17 protein-coding genes are annotated in these 18739 nt (G+C 38.7%); 12 read left to right on the top strand and 5 right to left on the bottom strand.

The annotated features are described in order from the left end of the window. The first annotated feature begins 48 nt into the window (after positions 1–48). The gene (locus ADHAQ_RS0107305; protein ID WP_026462376.1) at positions 49–675 is read left to right on the top strand and encodes a rhomboid family intramembrane serine protease; all 627 of its coding nucleotides are present in this window, start codon (positions 49–51) and stop codon (positions 673–675) included. A gap of 114 nt (positions 676–789) precedes the next feature. On the opposite strand, the gene ADHAQ_RS27140 is transcribed toward ADHAQ_RS0107305, so the two are convergent. The 3 genes from ADHAQ_RS27140 to ADHAQ_RS0107285 all read right to left on the bottom strand — a co-directional run bounded on the left by ADHAQ_RS27140 (position 790) and on the right by ADHAQ_RS0107285 (position 2407). Beyond that, positions 790–1284: an RlpA-like double-psi beta-barrel domain-containing protein gene (locus tag ADHAQ_RS27140; protein ID WP_051359773.1), complete on the bottom strand. Its 495-nt coding sequence runs from the start codon at positions 1282–1284 to the stop codon at positions 790–792. Between the two features lie 268 nt (positions 1285–1552). After that, positions 1553–1786 carry a hypothetical protein gene (locus ADHAQ_RS0107295; RefSeq protein ID WP_026462375.1) on the bottom strand — a complete coding sequence of 78 codons (234 nt, stop codon included), beginning with the start codon at positions 1784–1786 and terminating at the stop codon, positions 1553–1555. Positions 1787–1915: 129 nt separating this feature from the next. Then, positions 1916–2407 carry a YciE/YciF ferroxidase family protein gene (locus tag ADHAQ_RS0107285; protein ID WP_034256661.1) on the bottom strand — a complete coding sequence of 164 codons (492 nt, stop codon included), beginning with the start codon at positions 2405–2407 and terminating at the stop codon, positions 1916–1918. Positions 2408–2564: 157 nt separating this feature from the next. Between ADHAQ_RS0107285 and ADHAQ_RS24845 the strand changes: the two genes are divergently transcribed. The 7 genes from ADHAQ_RS24845 (at position 2565) to ADHAQ_RS0107250 (ending at position 9503) form a co-directional block, all read left to right on the top strand. Continuing rightward, positions 2565–3482 carry an SMP-30/gluconolactonase/LRE family protein gene (locus tag ADHAQ_RS24845; RefSeq protein WP_051359772.1) on the top strand — a complete coding sequence of 306 codons (918 nt, stop codon included), beginning with the start codon at positions 2565–2567 and terminating at the stop codon, positions 3480–3482. Positions 3483–3571: 89 nt separating this feature from the next. Then, positions 3572–4438 carry an SMP-30/gluconolactonase/LRE family protein gene (locus ADHAQ_RS0107275; RefSeq protein WP_026462373.1) on the top strand — a complete coding sequence of 289 codons (867 nt, stop codon included), beginning with the start codon at positions 3572–3574 and terminating at the stop codon, positions 4436–4438. Between the two features lie 438 nt (positions 4439–4876). Continuing rightward, on the top strand, positions 4877–6271 hold the full coding sequence (locus tag ADHAQ_RS0107270; RefSeq protein ID WP_026462372.1) for a high affinity choline transporter 1: 1395 nt from the start codon (positions 4877–4879) through the stop codon (positions 6269–6271). 77 nt (positions 6272–6348) lie between these two features. Continuing rightward, positions 6349–7056 carry a YebC/PmpR family DNA-binding transcriptional regulator gene (locus tag ADHAQ_RS0107265; protein WP_026462371.1) on the top strand — a complete coding sequence of 236 codons (708 nt, stop codon included), beginning with the start codon at positions 6349–6351 and terminating at the stop codon, positions 7054–7056. A gap of 57 nt (positions 7057–7113) precedes the next feature. Next, a complete protein-coding gene (locus tag ADHAQ_RS0107260) occupies positions 7114–7554 on the top strand; it encodes a DUF4468 domain-containing protein (protein ID WP_026462370.1) in 441 nt (146 codons plus the stop codon). A 111-nt stretch (positions 7555–7665) separates the two neighbouring features. Beyond that, on the top strand, positions 7666–8325 hold the full coding sequence (locus ADHAQ_RS0107255; RefSeq protein ID WP_026462369.1) for an HAD family hydrolase: 660 nt from the start codon (positions 7666–7668) through the stop codon (positions 8323–8325). A 557-nt stretch (positions 8326–8882) separates the two neighbouring features. Then, the gene (locus ADHAQ_RS0107250; RefSeq protein ID WP_034256659.1) at positions 8883–9503 is read left to right on the top strand and encodes an NUDIX hydrolase; all 621 of its coding nucleotides are present in this window, start codon (positions 8883–8885) and stop codon (positions 9501–9503) included. A 2-nt stretch (positions 9504–9505) separates the two neighbouring features. Here the strand turns inward: ADHAQ_RS0107250 and ADHAQ_RS24840 are convergent, their stop codons facing one another. Next, complete coding sequence (locus ADHAQ_RS24840) at positions 9506–10861, bottom strand: HTTM domain-containing protein (RefSeq protein ID WP_084523780.1); 1356 nt, start codon at positions 10859–10861, stop codon at positions 9506–9508. A 207-nt stretch (positions 10862–11068) separates the two neighbouring features. Here ADHAQ_RS24840 and ADHAQ_RS0107240 point away from each other — a divergent pair, with 207 nt between their 5' ends. The 3 genes from ADHAQ_RS0107240 to ADHAQ_RS0107230 all read left to right on the top strand — a co-directional run bounded on the left by ADHAQ_RS0107240 (position 11069) and on the right by ADHAQ_RS0107230 (position 15263). Beyond that, positions 11069–11761 carry a hypothetical protein gene (locus ADHAQ_RS0107240; protein ID WP_034256657.1) on the top strand — a complete coding sequence of 231 codons (693 nt, stop codon included), beginning with the start codon at positions 11069–11071 and terminating at the stop codon, positions 11759–11761. Between the two features lie 147 nt (positions 11762–11908). Next, the gene (locus ADHAQ_RS0107235; protein ID WP_026462366.1) at positions 11909–14713 is read left to right on the top strand and encodes a BamA/TamA family outer membrane protein; all 2805 of its coding nucleotides are present in this window, start codon (positions 11909–11911) and stop codon (positions 14711–14713) included. 82 nt (positions 14714–14795) lie between these two features. Beyond that, a complete protein-coding gene (locus ADHAQ_RS0107230) occupies positions 14796–15263 on the top strand; it encodes a DUF2059 domain-containing protein (protein ID WP_026462365.1) in 468 nt (155 codons plus the stop codon). Positions 15264–15327: 64 nt separating this feature from the next. On the opposite strand, the gene ADHAQ_RS0107225 is transcribed toward ADHAQ_RS0107230, so the two are convergent. Next, entirely contained in the window at positions 15328–16539 is a 1212-nt protein-coding gene (locus tag ADHAQ_RS0107225) for a pyridoxal phosphate-dependent aminotransferase (RefSeq protein ID WP_034256656.1), read from the bottom strand. Between the two features lie 335 nt (positions 16540–16874). Here ADHAQ_RS0107225 and ADHAQ_RS24835 point away from each other — a divergent pair, with 335 nt between their 5' ends. Next, the gene (locus tag ADHAQ_RS24835; protein ID WP_051359771.1) at positions 16875–18659 is read left to right on the top strand and encodes a glycoside hydrolase family 3 protein; all 1785 of its coding nucleotides are present in this window, start codon (positions 16875–16877) and stop codon (positions 18657–18659) included. Positions 18660–18739 lie beyond the last annotated feature (80 nt).

Below are 18739 nucleotides of genomic sequence, written 5' to 3'. Positions count from 1 at the left end.
TCTCGCTTATTTTATACTAAATAAACCTTTCACCTATTACCAGTCAGCATGAGCATTACCTTTATCATTATTATATTAACTGTGGGAGTTTCCCTCTATGCCTGGAAAAACGAAAGCTTTCTGAGAAGTTTAATTTTCCACCCTTTTAGTGTTTCAAAAAAGCATCAGTATTACCGCTTTGTTACTTCCGGTTTTCTACATGCTGATTGGACGCACCTGCTGTTTAACATGTTTTCTTTTTACATGTTTGCCCAGGTAGTAGAGAATTTGCTTTTGAATTTTCATGGGCAGGGTCAAGGGCTTTTATTGTTCCTGCTCATATATATAGGAGGTATTATTGTATCGGATATATATACTTTCTTTAAACAGAGAAAAAACTTCGACTATTATGCCTTAGGTGCTTCGGGCGGAGTATCCGCTATTATTTTTTCCAGTATCCTAATAAACCCCCTTAATAGTATCATTATTTTTCCTGTTCCCATTCCTATCAAGGGTTTTATTTTCGGATTTCTGTACCTGATTTATTCTTATTTCCAAGGCCGACGCATGGGTGACAATATTAACCACGATGCCCACTTTTATGGTGCCATTTATGGATTTGTCTTAACTAATTTTTTAGTGCCTGGTGCTTTTGAGAATTTTGTTTCTCAAATAGCTAATTGGCGCATGTTTTAAATATAAGCTTAGGGTAAAGCAAAAAATTACCATAAAACAAAAAAGGCTATAGATGGATTAAGTTTCCATTTATAGCCTTTTTTGTTTTTGAAGATTATGATAGTGACTTATTGTTTAGTTTAAATTATAAATTTGAACGTTATCCCAAAAGCCCATTATCTCATCATCCTCACCAACTAGTATATCAATTCGGTTTTTGATGCGGCGTGTCATAGTATCTCGTACAACATATACCCCATCTAATTTGTCTGATATGCCTTTCACATGTAAAGTATCGCCATAATCAATCGAGCCTCCCCATTTTCGGAGTAAGTTTCTAGAAACTGCTACCCATCTATGTTGGCCAGGTCTTTCCTCGTTAATTTTCGAACCATCTGCTGTAATGTAAGGGGTGCTATCCGTTTGTTCTTCTTCCGGAAAATAAACTGAAGCGGATACATGGAAGGATTCTTTTTCTTCTGATTTTAAAGAAACCGGTACTTCTTTATGTAGTATGGTTTCTTGGCTTGTAGAGGTTGGATTTTCTCGCGGGTTTAAAGTATTACTAAATAATTTCGGAAATGAAAAAATGAAAAGCGAGAGAATACCATACAACTTGTATCTTACCATTTAATACTGTTTAGATTTGACACTTATTTTTAGGTATGGATTATCAAACGGAGATTGTGTATATATGGTTGTGTTAAATATACTTTGTGTTTTATTGTCAGTGCTTTATAGTTGTTGATAAGTTAGATTTCCACAAATGTTCCACGTGGAAAAAGTGTAAATTCGTGTGGATATGCTGTGTTTATATTTATAAGTTGTCCATAAGGGCTACTAATAAAAAAGTCCTCCTAAAGTTGTTTTAGAAAGACTTTTCAACAAAAAAGGCATATTAATAATTGTTCTCTGTGTTGGCGTCGCCATCATTATTATCCCGGTCATCCTGATCCAGTTCATTCATTTTACGGTGCATGCCATCAAAATTCTCATCTATCTTTTCTGTGCCTATGCCCAACATGGTTCTTTTATAGAAATTACTATCCGATCCGGTTTTCTCCTGAGGTTGCTCTACCGCCTGTTCGTTTCGGGTTTTAGTTTGGTCTTGTTTATTTTTATTTTCCTCCATGGTACTGTTCTCCAATTTTGCGTTTACTAATTATCGTATTTTACTTCTGTGGCAGGAATAAGGTTAGATACTTTATAAAATAAAAAGCCTGCTACAAGGGCAGGCTTTTTATCAAAAAGATTCATTTTGTTATTCAGCTTTCTGATTAATCCATCCTTTAGCAAGTTTATTTAATTTGCTATCAGTGTTTTTTTCTTCTTCCAGGGTTTCCTTTAAAAGCTGGAAAGCTTCTTGATGACCTAATCTTTCGGCATAATGGGCCGCAGTACCGTAGCCGGAAATTTCATAATGCTCAATTCGTTGGGCAGAAGCAATAAGTCCAGCATCTTTTACTTCTGGCTCAGCTTTCTCATCAATCATAGATTGGCCTTCTTCAACCAAACCTTCCATGGCTTTGCACTTGGTGCGTCCAGGGCTTATACCCACAATCTCACAAACTTTTTCCAAGCGTTCTTTCTGGGCTTTCGTTTGCTCCAGGTGTAATTCAAAAGCGGATCTTAGTTTAGGATCTGAGGCTGTCTCGGCCATCTTAGGCAATGCTTCAATTAGTTGTTTCTCGGCGCTATATAAATCCTTCAGTTCATGATGGAATAAATCTTCCAGGTTTTTTAACTTACTCATAGTTTTATTTTTTATGTTTTAAGTTGTCATAGTAAACATGAAGCTATACGGGCATAAATTGAGTTGAGTTAAATAAAATTCGAAAGCTGCACTTGAATAGAATATATTTTTAACTTTACCTAACTGAAAATAACACCACATAAATTTCACAGAACCTATGAAAGGAAAACAATTACTTGTCAGCTGTGTTTACGCAGCATTTGTATTAAGCTTATCGCAAAGTTGCTCGTCTAAAAATAGCCAGGAAGCTACTTCTGAAGCCAATGCTGGCCAGGAGGAGGCCCAAGCTAAAACAACTGTTACTTTAGAAAAAAAATGGGAAACGCCTGCTGATTTAAAAGCTCCGGAATCGGTATTATTTGATAAGGATAACAATATCTTATATACCTCTAATATTAACGATCCGGAAGCTGGGGTAGATGGTAATGGTTCTGTAGGTCGTATTTCTTTAGATGGTAAAATTGAAAAAGTAGAGTGGGTAATAGGTGGAATGGATTCTCCTAAAGGTTTAGGCTTAAGCAATGGTAAATTATATGTAGCCGACCTGAAAAAAATTGTTGTAATAGATGTTAAAGGTGGAAAAGTAGAACGTACCATTGAAGTAAAAGATGCAGGTATGCTAAACGATATTACCGTTGATGAACAAGGGGGCGTATATATATCTGATTCGGATAAGAAGCGTGTTTATAAATTAAATAATAACCAGGCGGAAGTTTGGTTAGAGAAAGACCATTTTCAGAAACCAAATGGGTTACTAGCGCATAGCAATAAGTTTTACATGGTAGATATGAATGCCGGAATTTTTTATGAGGTTGATAAAAACACAAAAGAACTGCGAACTATAGCGGAAGGTTTGGTAGGAGGTGATGGTATAGTGCCATATGAGAATGACTTTATTATTTCTAATTGGAATGGAGAAATAAATTATGTTACGGCAGATGGTAAAGTAGAAAAGTTATTAGATACTAAAGCTGATAAAGTAAATGCTGCAGATATTGAGTATCTGGCAGACCAGAAACTGTTGATAGTGCCAACTTTCTTTGCTAATAAAGTAGTTGCCTACACGGTAAAATAAATGTTAATAATTTCTTGAGAAGTCCTGCGGGTAGTGATCAAATATTATCCGCAGGACTTTTGTTTTTAATCTCCTCCTGGAAAACTAATATGAAAATAAATAAAAATAAAATTTTAGTTGCTGCCTTAGTTATCAACTTTTTTAACCTTAAAGAAGAGGTTACAGCACAAAGCCTGAGTCTGACAAAAAAGTGGGAGGCCAGCGCTGGATTAAATATTACCGAGTCGGTGGTTTACGATAAACGCCAAAATATTTTATATGTCTCCAGTGTTAACGGACAGCCGGGTGATAAGGACGGGAATGGTTTTATTAGCCGGGTTAGTTTAGATGGCCGTGTGGAGCAAGCTGAGTGGGTTACTGGATTAGATGCACCTAAAGGTATGAGCTTGTACAAAGGATTACTTTATGTGGTAGATATCACCAAGGTAGTTGCTATTGATGCCAAATCAGGAAAAAAAGTGCGGGAAATTCCGGTAGAAGGAGCAAGCTTTTTAAATGATTTGACCATTGATGAGAAGGGGAATGTATATGCTTCCGATTCTAACTTAGGTTTAGTTTTCAAAATAACCAATGACCAGCCGGAGCTTTGGTTAAAAAGTGAACAACTAAAACGGGTAAATGGCATTTTGGCACATAATAACAAATTTTACTTATTAGAATTAACCGGCGGTGGAATCTTTTATGAAGTGGATAAAACTTCAAAAGCCTTGAGAAAAATTGCTCAAAACTTAGGGGGCAGCGACGGTATTACACCTTTAAGTAAGAATGAATTTCTGGTTACTAATTTCGGTGGAGAAATAAATCATGTATCGGCAACTGGACAAGTTACTAAGTTGATAGATACGAAAGCCGATAAAGTAAATGCCGCGGATTTAACTTACATCCCTAAGAAAAAGCTAGTATTGGTTCCTACTTTTTATACTAGCAAAGTAGTAGCTTATGAACTAAAAAAATAAGCGAAACAATAATTTATACCAATACTCTAGGTCGACTATTAATAGGTTATCCACGGTACTACTAATCTGTGGAAGTTAAATTTCCAAGAAAGCTTAATCAATTTTAAATTAGTTTATATTTAATAAAGCTGTTTAGTTTTTATAAACTGGATGAAACCGCTGCTTTTATTTAATATCGCCAGCAAGTAATCAGAAGATTTAGAGTAGGAGATAATACTATTTCAGTAGCGCCTACATCTCTTCACAGCACAAGTACAATGCAGCTTCATAGATATATTTAGTAGGTAAATTATACTGGGTAAGATAGTAGGTAAATTATACTGGGTAAGAAGGATTGTTAATAAGTACTAGTAATGCTGCTTTTGGTTAAGGTAATATTTGCTGTTTAGAAACTCTTGAATAAAGGTTGTTACCTTTTAAAACTGATTTTATCAACATATGCTTTTATTCTTTATTCTGGTGTATTTGGTTCTGAATGCTTTAGTAGGAGTATGGGCATCCAGCCGGGTTAAAAACAATACTGATTATTTACTTGCTGGCCGTAGGTTACCATTTCCAGTTGCTACTGCGGTAGTTTTTGCTACCTGGTTTGGTTCCGAAACCTTGTTGGGCGCTTCATCCGAATTTGCAGAAAAAGGATTATTAGGCATTATTGAAGATCCGTTAGGCGCATCGCTTTGCTTAATCTTGATTGGGTTTTTCTTCGCTAAAAAGTTGTACCGGATGAACCTGCTAACCTTTGGTACTTTTTACCGGGTTTGTTACAACCGCCATACTGAACTTATTGCCTCTTTTTTTTTAATAATCTCTTACTTTGGCTGGATAGCTGCCCAATTAGTGGCATTAGGAATTATTTTAAATCTGGTAGCCGGGGTAGCCCTAACTACCGGTATAGCTATCGGTTTTTTTATAGTTGTTGGCTATACTTTTTTAGGTGGTATGTGGTCGGTATCAATTACCGATTTCCTGCAAACTATTCTAATCATTATCGGACTCCTTATAGTTACTGTATCAGTATGTTTAACAATTCCCTTTGCTCAGGTAAAAGATACTTTACCAGCTAATTTTTTTCAGTTTTATCCAACTTCAACCACAAAGGCGGAATGGTTAAATTACTTAGCTATGTGGATAACCATTGGTTTGGGTTCTATTCCTCAGCAGGATGTTTTCCAACGGGTAATGGCCTCTAAATCTGAAAAGGTAGCAGTAGCTTCTTCTTTCGCTGCCGGTTTCATGTATTTAACAGTAGCCATTATGCCATTAGTATTAGCTTTATATGCCAAAGTGCTGCACCCGGAACTAATGGTCAGCGATACTCAAATGCTGGTACCCGGATTAATAATGAAGCAATCTTCTATAGGTTTAAAAATATTATTTTTCGGGGCATTACTATCTGCTATTATGAGTACCGCCAGTGGTGCCATCCTGGCACCGGCCGCTATTCTAAGTGAGAACATTCTGAAACCCTTTTTTAGGCAGATAACGGATAAGCACTTGCTGTTGCTGTCGCGGATTAGTGTATTGTTGGTTTCAGTAGTGTCTTTAGGATTTGCATTAATGCGCAGCAATATTTATGAATTAGTGAGTGAGTCATCGGCCCTTAGTTTAGTTTCTTTATTTGTACCTATGGTGGCTGGCATTTACCTGCCGCGTACAACACCAGCCGCCGCTATACTTTCTATGATTATGGGTATGGGAACCTGGTTGATCGCTATTTATCTTACTAGCTTAGTAAATCCGCTGATGTATGGATTAGGGGCCAGCCTGCTTGGTCTGTTTTTGGGTTGGCTGTTTAGTAAGCTAAATCAAAATGCATTACCTATTCCGGACTAAAATTGGATATTTCTTTTTGACTTTCTTATCTTTGTTAGCTAAAAAATAAATCAGTAATAGCTATATAACATCATAATATGGGAAGAGCATTTGAGTTTAGAAAAGCTCGCAAGTTCAAGCGATGGGATAAAATGTCTAAAGCCTTTTCGCGGCTAGGAAAAGAGATTGTAATTGCCGTAAAAGAAGGCGGGCCTAGTCCGGAATCAAATGCGCGTTTACGCACGGCCATCCAAAATGCCAAAGGTGTAAACATGCCTAAAGACAGGGTAGAGGCGGCCATTAAAAGAGCTTCTTCTAAAGAAGAAAAAAATTACGAGGAGGTTGTATACGAAGGCTATGGCCCATACGGCATTGCTATTTTAGTAGAAACTGCTACCGACAACATTAACCGGACAATAGCAAATATGCGGGTATACTTCTCCCGTGCGGGTGGTAGTGTAGGTAAAACAGGTTCTTTAGATTTTATTTTTACCCGCAAAGGCATATTTCGCCTACCAGCTGAGGGTTTGAATTTAGAAGAAGTGGAACTGGATTTAATTGATTACGGTGCTGAAGATATTTATGAGCACGAAGGCGAGATTATAGTAGAAACTGCCTTTGCTGATTTTGGTGCCATGCAAAAAGCCCTGGAAGAAAAAAACTTGCCAGTAACCAGTGCCGAACTACAGCGCATTCCTAACACCCGGGTAGAGGTAACTGATGAACAAGCCGAAGAAATCGAAAATTTGGTTGAAAAAATTGAAGAGGACGATGATGTGCAGGCCGTCTATCATAATATGGCTTAAGTAAACTCTTTTTACATATATCGGTAATAGGAATATTTAATCTTATTACCGATATATATGAAGAGGTTGTTATTATTACTAATAGTATTGGGAGCCTTTATTTTTCAGACCCAGGCCCAGACCGACAAACGGTATGGTTTTACGGCAACTATAAGAGTGCCTAATACTAAAAAAGAGGTTTTATTAGATTCTACTTTGTCGTGGGTAAAGGCTACTTTGCCCCCTCAGCGCTTTACTTCACATAATATAGACGAGACAGAAAACTTAATAGCAGGCAGAGGTTCTTTTACCGATGATGCTGGGACTACTAATTTTGATCTGACCTTTTATTTTAAAGATAATTTAGTAGATATGGTGGCAGATAATGTAGCGTATTCTCAGTTGGGCCGTTTGCCTAAAAAAGAACGAACTAAAGGAACACCCAAACAAAGAACCAAAACTTACCTGACAAAGCTTTCCTCTAGCCTGGAAAAACATTTAACAAGCCCGCAACTCTAATACCAGGAGCAAACTTGTAGCCTGATAAAATTTACTAAATTTCTTTATAAAACAGACATACAACCAAATATTGCGTATGTCTGTTTTGTTTTTATGTTGACTAAACTAACTATGAAAGAAAAATTTGCCGTTTTATTTGATATGGATGGTGTGATTATTGACAGCAATCCTTACCATAAAAGTGCCTGGGTTGAGTTTTGTAAAATTCACCAGATTGATATTAAAGAAGAAGAACTGGGTAAAAATATTTATGGCAAAACCAATAAAGATGCTCTTAAGAATATATTAGGAAAAGAGCTCTCCGCAGAAGAAAGTGATAAATTAGGAGAAGAAAAGGAAGCCTTATACCGCGATTTGCACGGGCCGGAAATGGTGCCGGTTAAAGGATTGATCAACTTTCTGGAAGAGCTGAAAAAGAATAATGTTGCCACCGCTGTAGCTACCAATGCTCCTACGTCCAATGTCGATTTCATATTACATAAAATCGGGGTACGCCATTATTTTGATGCTATTATAGATGCTAAACAAGTTAAAAAAGGTAAGCCAGATCCTGAAATATATTTAAAAGCGGCTGAAATGGTGAATATTTCTAGTGATCGCTGTATTGTAATGGAAGATTCTACAACCGGGGTAGAAGCAGGCTTAAAAGCTAATATGAAAGTAGTAGGAATCACTACTACACATACAGCAGAAGAGTTATCTCATACGCACCTGGTAATAAATGATTTTGATGAGTTATCAGTGGATAAATTAGCTGATTTGTTACAATAAACAGGGATAAAAGTTAAATATTTACAATTTCTTATTAAGGAATAAAGCTTCCCTCGGTAATCAGGGAAGCTTTATCTAATAGTCTGATTGACTACCTATAAAGTTTATAAAAATTTATACCTGAGTTTCTAAAGGATAAACAAATCTTTGCCGGCAGATGAGGAAAGCCAAAATAAATATATTAAGAACTGTGGTACTGGATTGCCTGCGGGATAACAAGAAAATTCCATTCATCACTTTCCTTTTTTTATCTCCTAGCCAAAATTGCTATAATAAACGAGCCTCGGTTTTCTGAAGTGGTTACGGTGGGTGTCGCTCTTGCCTTTTTAAGGGAACGATTCTACAGGATTATAGGTCTCCCTCTAAAAAGTCCATTAGATAATGATTGCTAGTACAACCTTTACTTTTTGCTAATAGGTAAATATAAGCTTATAACTTAAGGCTATTAATATGGAATAAAAAGCTCTTCAGAATATAAGGCAACGCAAAAAAGTAAGTTGAGTAAAGGCGTCTAAATATATTATCTGCTTATCTTGCCCTAAAATAGAAATTCAATTATGCAACAACACCCATGGCTGGAATATGCAAAGCGCGTGCAGGCGTTAGCTAAAGCCGGACTAACCTATGCCGAAAACAGTTTCGACCAGGAGCGTTATCAGGAATTAAGTGAGATTAGTGTAAAATTAATGTCTGAAATTTCAGATACAGAAATAACTAAAGTTCGGGAGTTATTTACAAATGAAGTAGGATATCAAACCCCTAAAACCGATGTTCGGGCCGTTGTATTTAAAGAAGGCAAAATACTTATGGTTCGGGAAAAGGTAGATAATTGTTGGGCGTTACCGGGTGGTTGGGCCGATGTTGGGTATTCTCCCGGTGAGGTAGCCGTAAAAGAAACGCAGGAAGAGGCTGGTTTAGAGGTGAAAGCGGTAAAATTACTAGGCGTGTTTGATAAAAAATTTCATGCCTATCCGCCAACGCCTTATCATACTTATAAACTGTTTATTCTTTGTGAAATTATAGGTGGCACTTTGCAACAGGGTTCAGAAACGCTGGATGCACAGTTTTTTAAACGAGATGCTTTGCCAGAATTGTCAGTAGAACGGGGCACCGAAGGCCATATTAAGCTAATGTTTGAATACATGGATAATCCGGGTAAGGAAATACTTTTTGATTGAGCTTACTCTGATATAGGTAAGATCCAGGCAGCATGGTGAAAGGGACGCCAGCGAACGGCAGCAAGATTAACCGTACTATCAATCAATGGCTGGTAGGGTCGGCCGTTTAAGCTGGCCATGCTATAAGCATATACCTGTACGTGCCGGTATTCTTGTTTCTGAAAGTGCACTTTTAAATATTGGGCCATTTGCCAGATCATATCCGGTCGGGTAGCTAAAATACGTGCCTGCTTTGGCGTCAGAAATTCTTCTGGATTTACAGTTGCTGTTTTACCGGTACTGCTATCTTTTACTAAATAATATAGGGTTCCGCTTTTTGCGCGTAGCATCATTTGCCAGGCCATACGATGGCCTTCCTCGGTCCAATGTACATCTCCCGGTATAAACCAGTGACGCAGCGGTAACCATACCTGTAGAACAAAATATAAAGCTAATACATAAAAAATCAGGGGTGTTTTATTGTTCTTTTTCTGATTAATATTTAAATCAGTTAACGGTGGCTTTTTACGGAAAAATAGTTTATGGCTAGTTTCCGGTGAAAAAAAGAAAACGGAAAAAGCCAGAGCCATATAAGGGAATACACCAACGGCAAAAACTACTGAATTAAATAAGTGGAAAATTAATCCTAAAAAAAAGGCTGCTTTACGAGTACGGCGCCACAGCAACAGCGGGGTAATGGTTAAGTCAAAGGCAATACCACCAAAAGCAATAAGTTGTTGTATTCCTTTTTGCTGTAGTAGATTACCAATTACAGGATAATGAGCCTTGCTTGCAAACCAGATACTGATTGGTTTAGCGGCTAACCAGTCAGGATATATTTTTGCAATGGCTGCAAAAGTATAAACTATACCTAATTGTGCGGCAAATATAACCAGGCACCAGCGGGGGCAACTTAAGCTTCTTATTTGGGGGTGCTGGCGGGCATCCCATGATGCATAGGCATTAGCCGGAACCAGCAGCATCAGAAAGCACAGCAGTATTATTAAATAATAATGGTTGTTGTAACTGGTTTTTTGCATCAGGTAAGTGGCCCACCACAGCAATGTAAATAACCCTAAACTCACCCGGTACCAGAAGCCTATTAAAACAAAGAAGCCCAATACAGCCATTAAGTCGTAATAACAATACATACCGCTACCGGGTAGGGGCTTCAGCCATTCAAAACCTATAAAAGGAAAAAGTATTTTAGGTAAAATCAGGTTTTCTTTAACCCAACCCGTAACGATAGCTCCGCTAGTTTCTAGAAATAACAGTAAGCCAAAAAATATCCGGAATATAATTAACGGACTGTTATCAACAGGTTGTTGTAGCCACGTTAGCCACTTATCATACCGATCTGCTGTAGGAGAGAAAACCAAAATGCTATTCTTTTAATTAAAATTAACTCAATAAAACGGTACTTATATAAACTGTTGGAGCTATCTAGTTGCAGGAGATAGAAGTAACCAGATAGTTAGTGCTCTTCTGGACTAAGTTATTAAGTGCTTTTATCCTGTAAAGAAACCATTCTACCTGTATATCGAATAAGATGTATATATCTGCCTATAAAACTAAATGAAAGAACTATGAAAGCATTAAATAAATTAGCATTAATTTTTATTGTAACAGCGGGCTTGTTTGCCTGTGAATCCAGGAGTACAAATTCTTCCCAAGGCCTTAGTAATTCTGATAACAATGATACAATCCGGGTAACCAGAAGAGAGACCAAAGTTTCCAGAGAGCTTGATGATTTTAGGGCCTGGGTAAATAGCAAAGCCAATAAAACAGAAAACAATGCCAAAGAAAACTGGCCACAAGTAAAAGAAGAATTCAAAGAAAAATCAGCCCGGTTAGATGCTAAAGCAGATAGTCTATCGGCTGAAACTAAAGCCGAGTACGCCAAACTAAAAGCAAAATACAAAAGGTGGGAGAGCCAGCAGGATCAACGGCAAGGTACCCCGCTGGATCCAGCTAAAATTCAGCAATGGCAACAAGAATTACTGGGCGGAAACCGTGATTTAGCTTCTATCTCCGGAGCAGATATGCGGGAAACATATTTATTATTTATGGGCATTGTACGGGCTAAAAATAACAAATGGACGCAAGACGACTGGGACTATGTAGATTATGTTTATGGCCAGCTTAACGACCGGAAACAGCAAGTAGAATCAGGTATTCCTGCAACTCATCGAATAAAAATTAAAGCCTTGCAGGCCGAATACCTGGCATTGGAGAGTAGCAGTGATGCCCGCGATTTGTACCAGCATGTTAAAAAGTAAGTAAATTTGAAGAATTAAAAAGCCGGCTATTTGTATTGCCGGCTTTTTTATTGTTAACCTAAAACAATAATATTGTTAGGTAAAGCATTACTTGGTTAGCCAGAAAGGCTCACTCTGTTTTAATATTAATTTTGTTAAATAACTTCTATGCGAATAAAGATTTCGCTTCTGTTTTTATTTGCAATTGCTCAGACCGCCTCAGCTCAATTAGAAACAAATCCGGCTTCCATTCAATTTAACCAAATTAATACCCCGCATTTTAAGATGGTTTTTCCAAAAGGCCTGGAACATGAAGGGCAGCGTATGGCCAATACCTTACAATATATTCATGCTCCCTTAGCCACTTCCCTTGGACCAGCTCCGCATAAAATTCCGGTGTTATTGCAAAATCAGGGTACTGTTTCTAATGGGTTTGTTGCCTTATCGCCGCGGCGAAGTGAGTTTTATACTACTTCTCCCCAGAACTATAATTTGTTAGGTACCAACAACTGGCTTAATTTATTAGCCCTTCACGAATACCGACACATTGTACAATACGAAAAAGCGTATCATAGCCGCGCTAAATGGGCTTATTATCCGTTTGGACAAAATGGTTTAGCTGCCGTTAGTAACATGGCGGTCCCTAATTGGTTTTGGGAAGGCGATGCGGTAGCTACTGAAACAGCTTATTCTTCGGGTGGCCGTGGCCGCATTCCAGACTTTAATTTACTTTTCCGAACCAATTTGCTGGAGCGGGGAGCATTTAGTTATAATAAGCAGCATTTGGGGTCTTTCCGGGATAATGTCCCAAATCATTATGTCACAGGCTATCATATGGTTACGCATGTGCGCCGGAAACACGAAGGCGATGTTTGGGGCAATATAATGCAGGGAGCTTTAGATAATTTTTACATACCATTTACATTCTCCCGGGCAATGCGCCAACAAACAGGCAAGCGCTTAATTGCTACTTATAGAAGTATGGTCAGGGAGGTAGATTCTTTGTGGCGCCAACAAGCCGATGCCTTAACTATAACGCCGGCTAAAGTGTTAACAAAACGAAAGAATAATACTTATACCGACTACCTTTATCCACAGCCTTTAGCAGATGGCAGTACGGTAGCTTTAAAAACAGGCCTCTCACATATTCCGGTTTTTGTGTGGATAAGTGCTAATGGCGAGCAGGAAAAAAAGCTGTTTACCCCAGGCTTTATGAACAATGGCCCCAGGTTATCGGTAGCTCAGAATAAGATTGTTTGGACTGAAACGGAATACGACCCTCGCTGGGGAACACGCAATTATACCGTAGTCAAAACCTTTGATATAGCAACTAAAAGGCATAAAGTCCTGACGCACCAGACCCGTTTTAGTAGCGCAGCTTTTTCTGCGGATGCCAAACGTATAGCCGTTATAGAGGTAAGTACTGCTAATACAAATGCGCTGGTAATATTAGATGGCAGTACAGGACAAGAAATAAAGCGTATACCCAGCCCGGAGAACGATTTTTTGGCTATGCCTTATTGGGCACCGGATGGTAAAAGCATAGTGGTACTCCGGAATCATGAAAATAAAAGAACAATTTCGGAGATAAACATTGAAACAGGAGCTTTTAATGATTTATTGCCATACACAATTGAGAATATAGGTCATCCGGTAATTGCTGGTAAATTTCTCTTATTTAATGCGCCTTATAATGGCATAGAAAGTACTTTCGCTCTTAACACTCAAACCAAAAAACAATATCAGGTAATTTCAAGGCGCTATGCCGGTATTAATGCGGTAGTTAATCCAGATGCTAAAACCATTGTGTTTAATGATTTTTCTGCTCAGGGCTATAATATTGCCCGAATGCTTTATGACCCGGATAGCTGGGTACCTATAGAGCAGGTGCCAACCCACAAGATTGAATATTTTCAGCCATTATTAGAGCAAGAAAATAATAGCAATATATTAGCTAATGTTCCACAGGAAACTTATCCGGTAGAAAAATACAGGCGTTTATCGCATGCTTTTAATCCGCATAGTTGGTTACCAACAGTTACCCAAGATTTAAACGAAGTTTCCTTAGCCGTACAATCACAGGATATTCTGAGTACTACTGTTTCCAATATAGGCTATGCCCAAAACATAAGCGAACGAACAGGTTATGCTTTTGCTGGTGTCCGTTATTTAGGCTGGTACCCGGTTATAAGACTTACTGGTTCTGCGGGCTCCCGCGCCGCCCAAGATGCCCGAAGTGCGTATCAATGGCAGGAGAAGTCTATTTCCACCGGATTAGCTTTGCCATTAAATCTTACCAATTCTAAATACAGAGAATCGCTTAATTTAGCTACCAATTTAGAAGTAACTAAAGTAACTGATTATTCCCGAAATATCCGGCGGGTAACGGAACAGGCCAACGGAGTATTGCGAAGTGTAAATTATCAGGTAACGTATCAACATTCCTTACGCCAGAACCGTCGCGACCTGGTGGGACGTTATGCTCAGCAGGCTCAGGTTTATTATACACATACGCCCTTGGGCGGTAATTACCATTCTAACTTGTTTGCTGCTTCGGGGCGGGCTTATTTTCCAGGCTTTATCAGGCATCATTCTTTTCAACTTTGGGGAAATTATCAAAAGCAGGATGCCAGCTTTTATGCCTTTAGTAGTCCCATCCGGTTTCCGCGGGGGTATCGTTATCAAATTCATGATAACTTTTATAGCTTTACCACCCAATACCGGTTTCCCATTCTCTACCCTGATTTAGCTTTAGGACCAATCTTGTACTTTCAGCGATTGAAAGGCAACGTTTTTTATGATTATGGAAAAGGCGGGAGCACACGCTATCAATCTGTAGGAGTAGAACTCTCCACTGATTTTAATTTTATGCGGTTGGGAGGAGTATTATTAGATGCTGGTGTACGGGTATCGTATTTGCCTCAAACCAATAAACCAGTTGTAGAGCTTATCATAGCTAACTTAGGATTCTAATTTTTGGCAGTATAAATCGCTGACTATTATGGCCAAAGTAAATTTATTATACTATCTTGTTTAAGTTTAACGTTTTTACCTTATGAAAAAATTAATACTGTTAGCTTCTCTGCTAATATCCCTAATTACCGTTCAGGCACAAACTACGCCGGCTAAATCAAGCCATTATAAAGCTGCCGAAGAGTTAATGCTCACCATGAATATGAAAAATAATATAGAGCAAAGTATGCAGCAAATGCTTGCCTTGCAATTAAAGAGCAATCCCGCTTTACAACCCATGGAATCTTCTTTAAAAGCCTTCTTATCTAAATATATGAGTTGGACAGCGCTAAAAGATGATTATATAAGTATATACATGAAAGAGTTCTCAGAAAAAGAAATAAAAGACATGAGTGCTTTCTATAAAACTGAAACCGGTAAAAAATTAGCTGCCAAGCAAACTACCATTATGCTTAAAACAGCTCAGTTAGGTCAGTCTAAAATGCAGAAGCACATGGGCGAGCTGCAGGAAATGATGCAAAAAGGGCCAGATTCGCACCAATTAAGATAAGGAAATCTTTAAAAAAGGCTTGGTGTTATAACCAAGCCTTTTTTATTTAAAATTCAAAGTTGTTTTAGTTTCCTTTGTAGTCTTTCAGGAATACTCCTATTTTATCAATAGTCTGCGTGAGTTCTTCTGCAGTTGGTAAAAATACTACCCGGAAATGATCTTGTTTGTGCCAGTTAAAACCAGTTCCCTGCACCACCAAAATCTTCTGGTCAACCAATAAATCGTATACAAACTGCTGATCACTGGTAATATTATATTTGTCTACATCAATCTTCGGGAACATGTAAAGTGCCCCTTTGGGTTTAACGCAGGTTATGCCAGGAATCTGTGTTAGTTTTTCATAACATATATCGCGCTGCCTACCCAACCGGCCCGTAGGTAAAACTAAATCATTAATACTCTGATAGCCTCCTAAAGCTGTTTGAATAGCAAACTGCGAAGGTACATTGCTGCATAAGCGCATACTAGCCAGGGCATTTAATCCTTCTATATAAGATTTAGCCTGGCTTTTAGCACCACTCACAATCATCCAGCCAGCTCTAAAGCCCGCAGCACGGTAGTTTTTAGATAAGCCGCCAAACGTTAAAAATAAGATATCATCTGAATAAGAAGCCGGAGAAAAATGCTCGGCTCCATCGTACAGAATACGATCATAAATTTCATCCGAGAAAATGATCAGGTTATGCCGCTCGGCAATTTCTACCATCTTCTGGATTACCTCTTTTGGATATACGGCACCCGTTGGATTATTGGGACTAATAATAACTAACCCTTTGGTTTTGGACGTAATCTTTTTCTCCAGATCCTCTAAATCCGGGTACCAGTCCGATTGTTCATCGCAAAGGTAATGCACCGCTTTCCCGCCGGATAAATTTACAGACGCTGTCCAGAGTGGGTAGTCAGGGCTTGGAATCAGGATTTCGTCGCCATTATTTAACAAGGCCTGCATAGAAAGCAGAATAAGCTCACTGACGCCATTGCCAATGTAAATATCATCAATCTGTACGTTAGGAATCTGTTTACGCTGGCAATCGTGCATTACGGCCTTGCGGGCTGCAAACAAGCCTTTCGATTCTGTATAACCCTGCGCTCGCCGTAAGTTTATAATAACGTCGTGGATAATTTCATCGGGCGCATCAAAACCGAAGGGCGCGGGATTCCCGATATTTAAACGGGTGATCTTGTAGCCTTGAAGCTCCAGTTCGTGTGCTTTCTCAAAAATTGGCCCGCGTATTTCATAAAATACATCAAGCAGCCGGTTACTTTTCTCAATCATATTAGTAAAAATCGGCCGCAAATTACGGGAAATTAGTTAGTACTTGCCAGAAAAATAGTATTTACTGTATAATTTAAAACAGGTGATTTTAAAATAGTTAGTTTATATGGCTACTATTTTGGGTTAATGGGGGCGAGGCTGGATTATTACTTTAATTGAAACTAACCTCTTTTCTAAATTTTAATCTAAATTAAATCTTCTGTATATAGCTCTTTATGCTTTAAACCTTGCAGAATATTCCGTAATTTCTGATCTGGAAAAAGTTAAATTGTAACCACAAGCAGGTTATACCAGTAATCAGGCTCTGATACAATGGAAATTAGGTTTTGAAGTTTATGTTTAATATACAATTCCGGTGGTTTATATTCTTTTTAGCAACTATTGCTGTAGTAGCCGGTTGCCAGGAGCAGCGTAAGCCACACAAAACGGTTGTCTTTAAAGCTCCCCGCATTTTACCAGAAGACACTATAAAATATCCAAACGCTTTAATAACCACCTTAAATCGGCATAACAATTGGGTAGATTCAGTATTTGAGAAATTGACCCTGGACGAACGGATTGCCCAGCTCATGATAGTAGAAGCATTCTCAAATAAAGGAGAAGATCATGCGCAAGATGTTTTAACCTTAGTTGAGCGGTATAAAGTAGGAGGAATCATATTCTTTCAGGGTGGACCTATCCGGCAGGCCAAGCTAACCAACCGGTTCCAGGCTGCAGCCAAAGTGCCTTTGCTGATTAGTATGGATGCTGAATCGGGGATAGGTATGCGGATGGATAGCGCTATGCAATATCCGTTGCCTATGCTGTTAGGAGCCATTAATAACGATAGTTTAATTTACCGGATGGGCGCCGAAATAGCAGATGAGTTTAAGCGTTTGGGCATGCACCTAAATTTTGCGCCGGTGGCAGATATTAATAATAACCCCCGGAATCCGGTTATTGGCTATCGGGCTTTTGGCGAAAATAAAAAAGATGTTACCTCTAAAAGTTTGGCTTATATGCAGGGCATGCAGGACCATGGCATTATTGCAACTGCTAAACACTTTCCGGGCCATGGCGATACTGATATTGATTCGCATCATGATTTACCCATTATTCCTTACGGACGAGGTCGGTTAGATACGCTGGAGTTATACCCTTTCAGGGAATTGATAAAAAGTGGTATTGGTGGCATCATGGTGGCACATATGCATATGCCAAAACTTGATACTACCAATAATTTACCTTCCACTTTATCTAAACCCATAGTTACAGATTTACTGCGCAAGGAATTACGCTATGGCGGGTTGATAATTACGGATGCCATGGTAATGAAAGGGGTAACCAAATATTTTAAACCCGGAGAAGCAGAAGTTAGGGCCTTAATGGCGGGTAATGATGTACTAGAACGTTTAACCAGTGTGCCCAGAGCCATAGCTGCCATTAAACAAGCTATCCGGGAAGGACGAATAAGCCAGCAGGAAATAAATAGGAAGTGTAAGAAAGTACTGGCAGCTAAATATTGGGTGGGCTTACATAAGTATAAGCCTATTGAGCTGAATAGCCTGGCTCAGGATTTAAGGACTTCCCATGCTCATGAAACTAATCGCCGGCTGGCAGAAGGCGCCATTACCATGCTAACCAATAAGCGTAAACTTTTGCCACTAGCTAAAAGTAAAAACAAAAAAATAGCTGTACTGGCAGTAGGCGCTACCCGACCTACTTTTTTTCAGCGGAAGATGCAGCAATATGCTCCAATAGATGCTTTGTTTTTACCCCGGAGTAGCACTAAAAAAGATCGGATAGCTCTTATCAAAAAGCTTAAAAAATATAATTTTGTGGTAATAGGCATTTACGGGCCCAGCATAAGACCTAGTAACTCCCTGCACCTGGCAAAAGAGGAACGCGCCCTGGTAAACGAAATAATTGCGGATAAGAAGTGTGTAGTTGCCTTATTTGATAATGCTTATACCTTAAACCAATTTGATGCTATTTCTAAAGCTAACAGTTTACTGGTAGGTTACCAGCAATTGCCGGCTGTGCAAGAGGCCACCGCTAAATTAATTTATGGGCAAATTCGAGCCAATGGGAAGTTGCCCGTAACGGTAAGCGAGGAGTTTAAATTTGGTGATGGCTTATAAAGCTGTAATAAAGAGATGTAAAACAAAAAACCCTTAAGCAAGTTGCCCAAGGGTTTTTGTATCAGAAAGCCCTAATTAAA

Source organism: Adhaeribacter aquaticus DSM 16391 (assembly GCF_000473365.1).
GTDB classification, from domain to species: domain Bacteria; phylum Bacteroidota; class Bacteroidia; order Cytophagales; family Hymenobacteraceae; genus Adhaeribacter; species Adhaeribacter aquaticus.
This window is presented reverse-complemented; position numbering and strand designations above follow the sequence as displayed.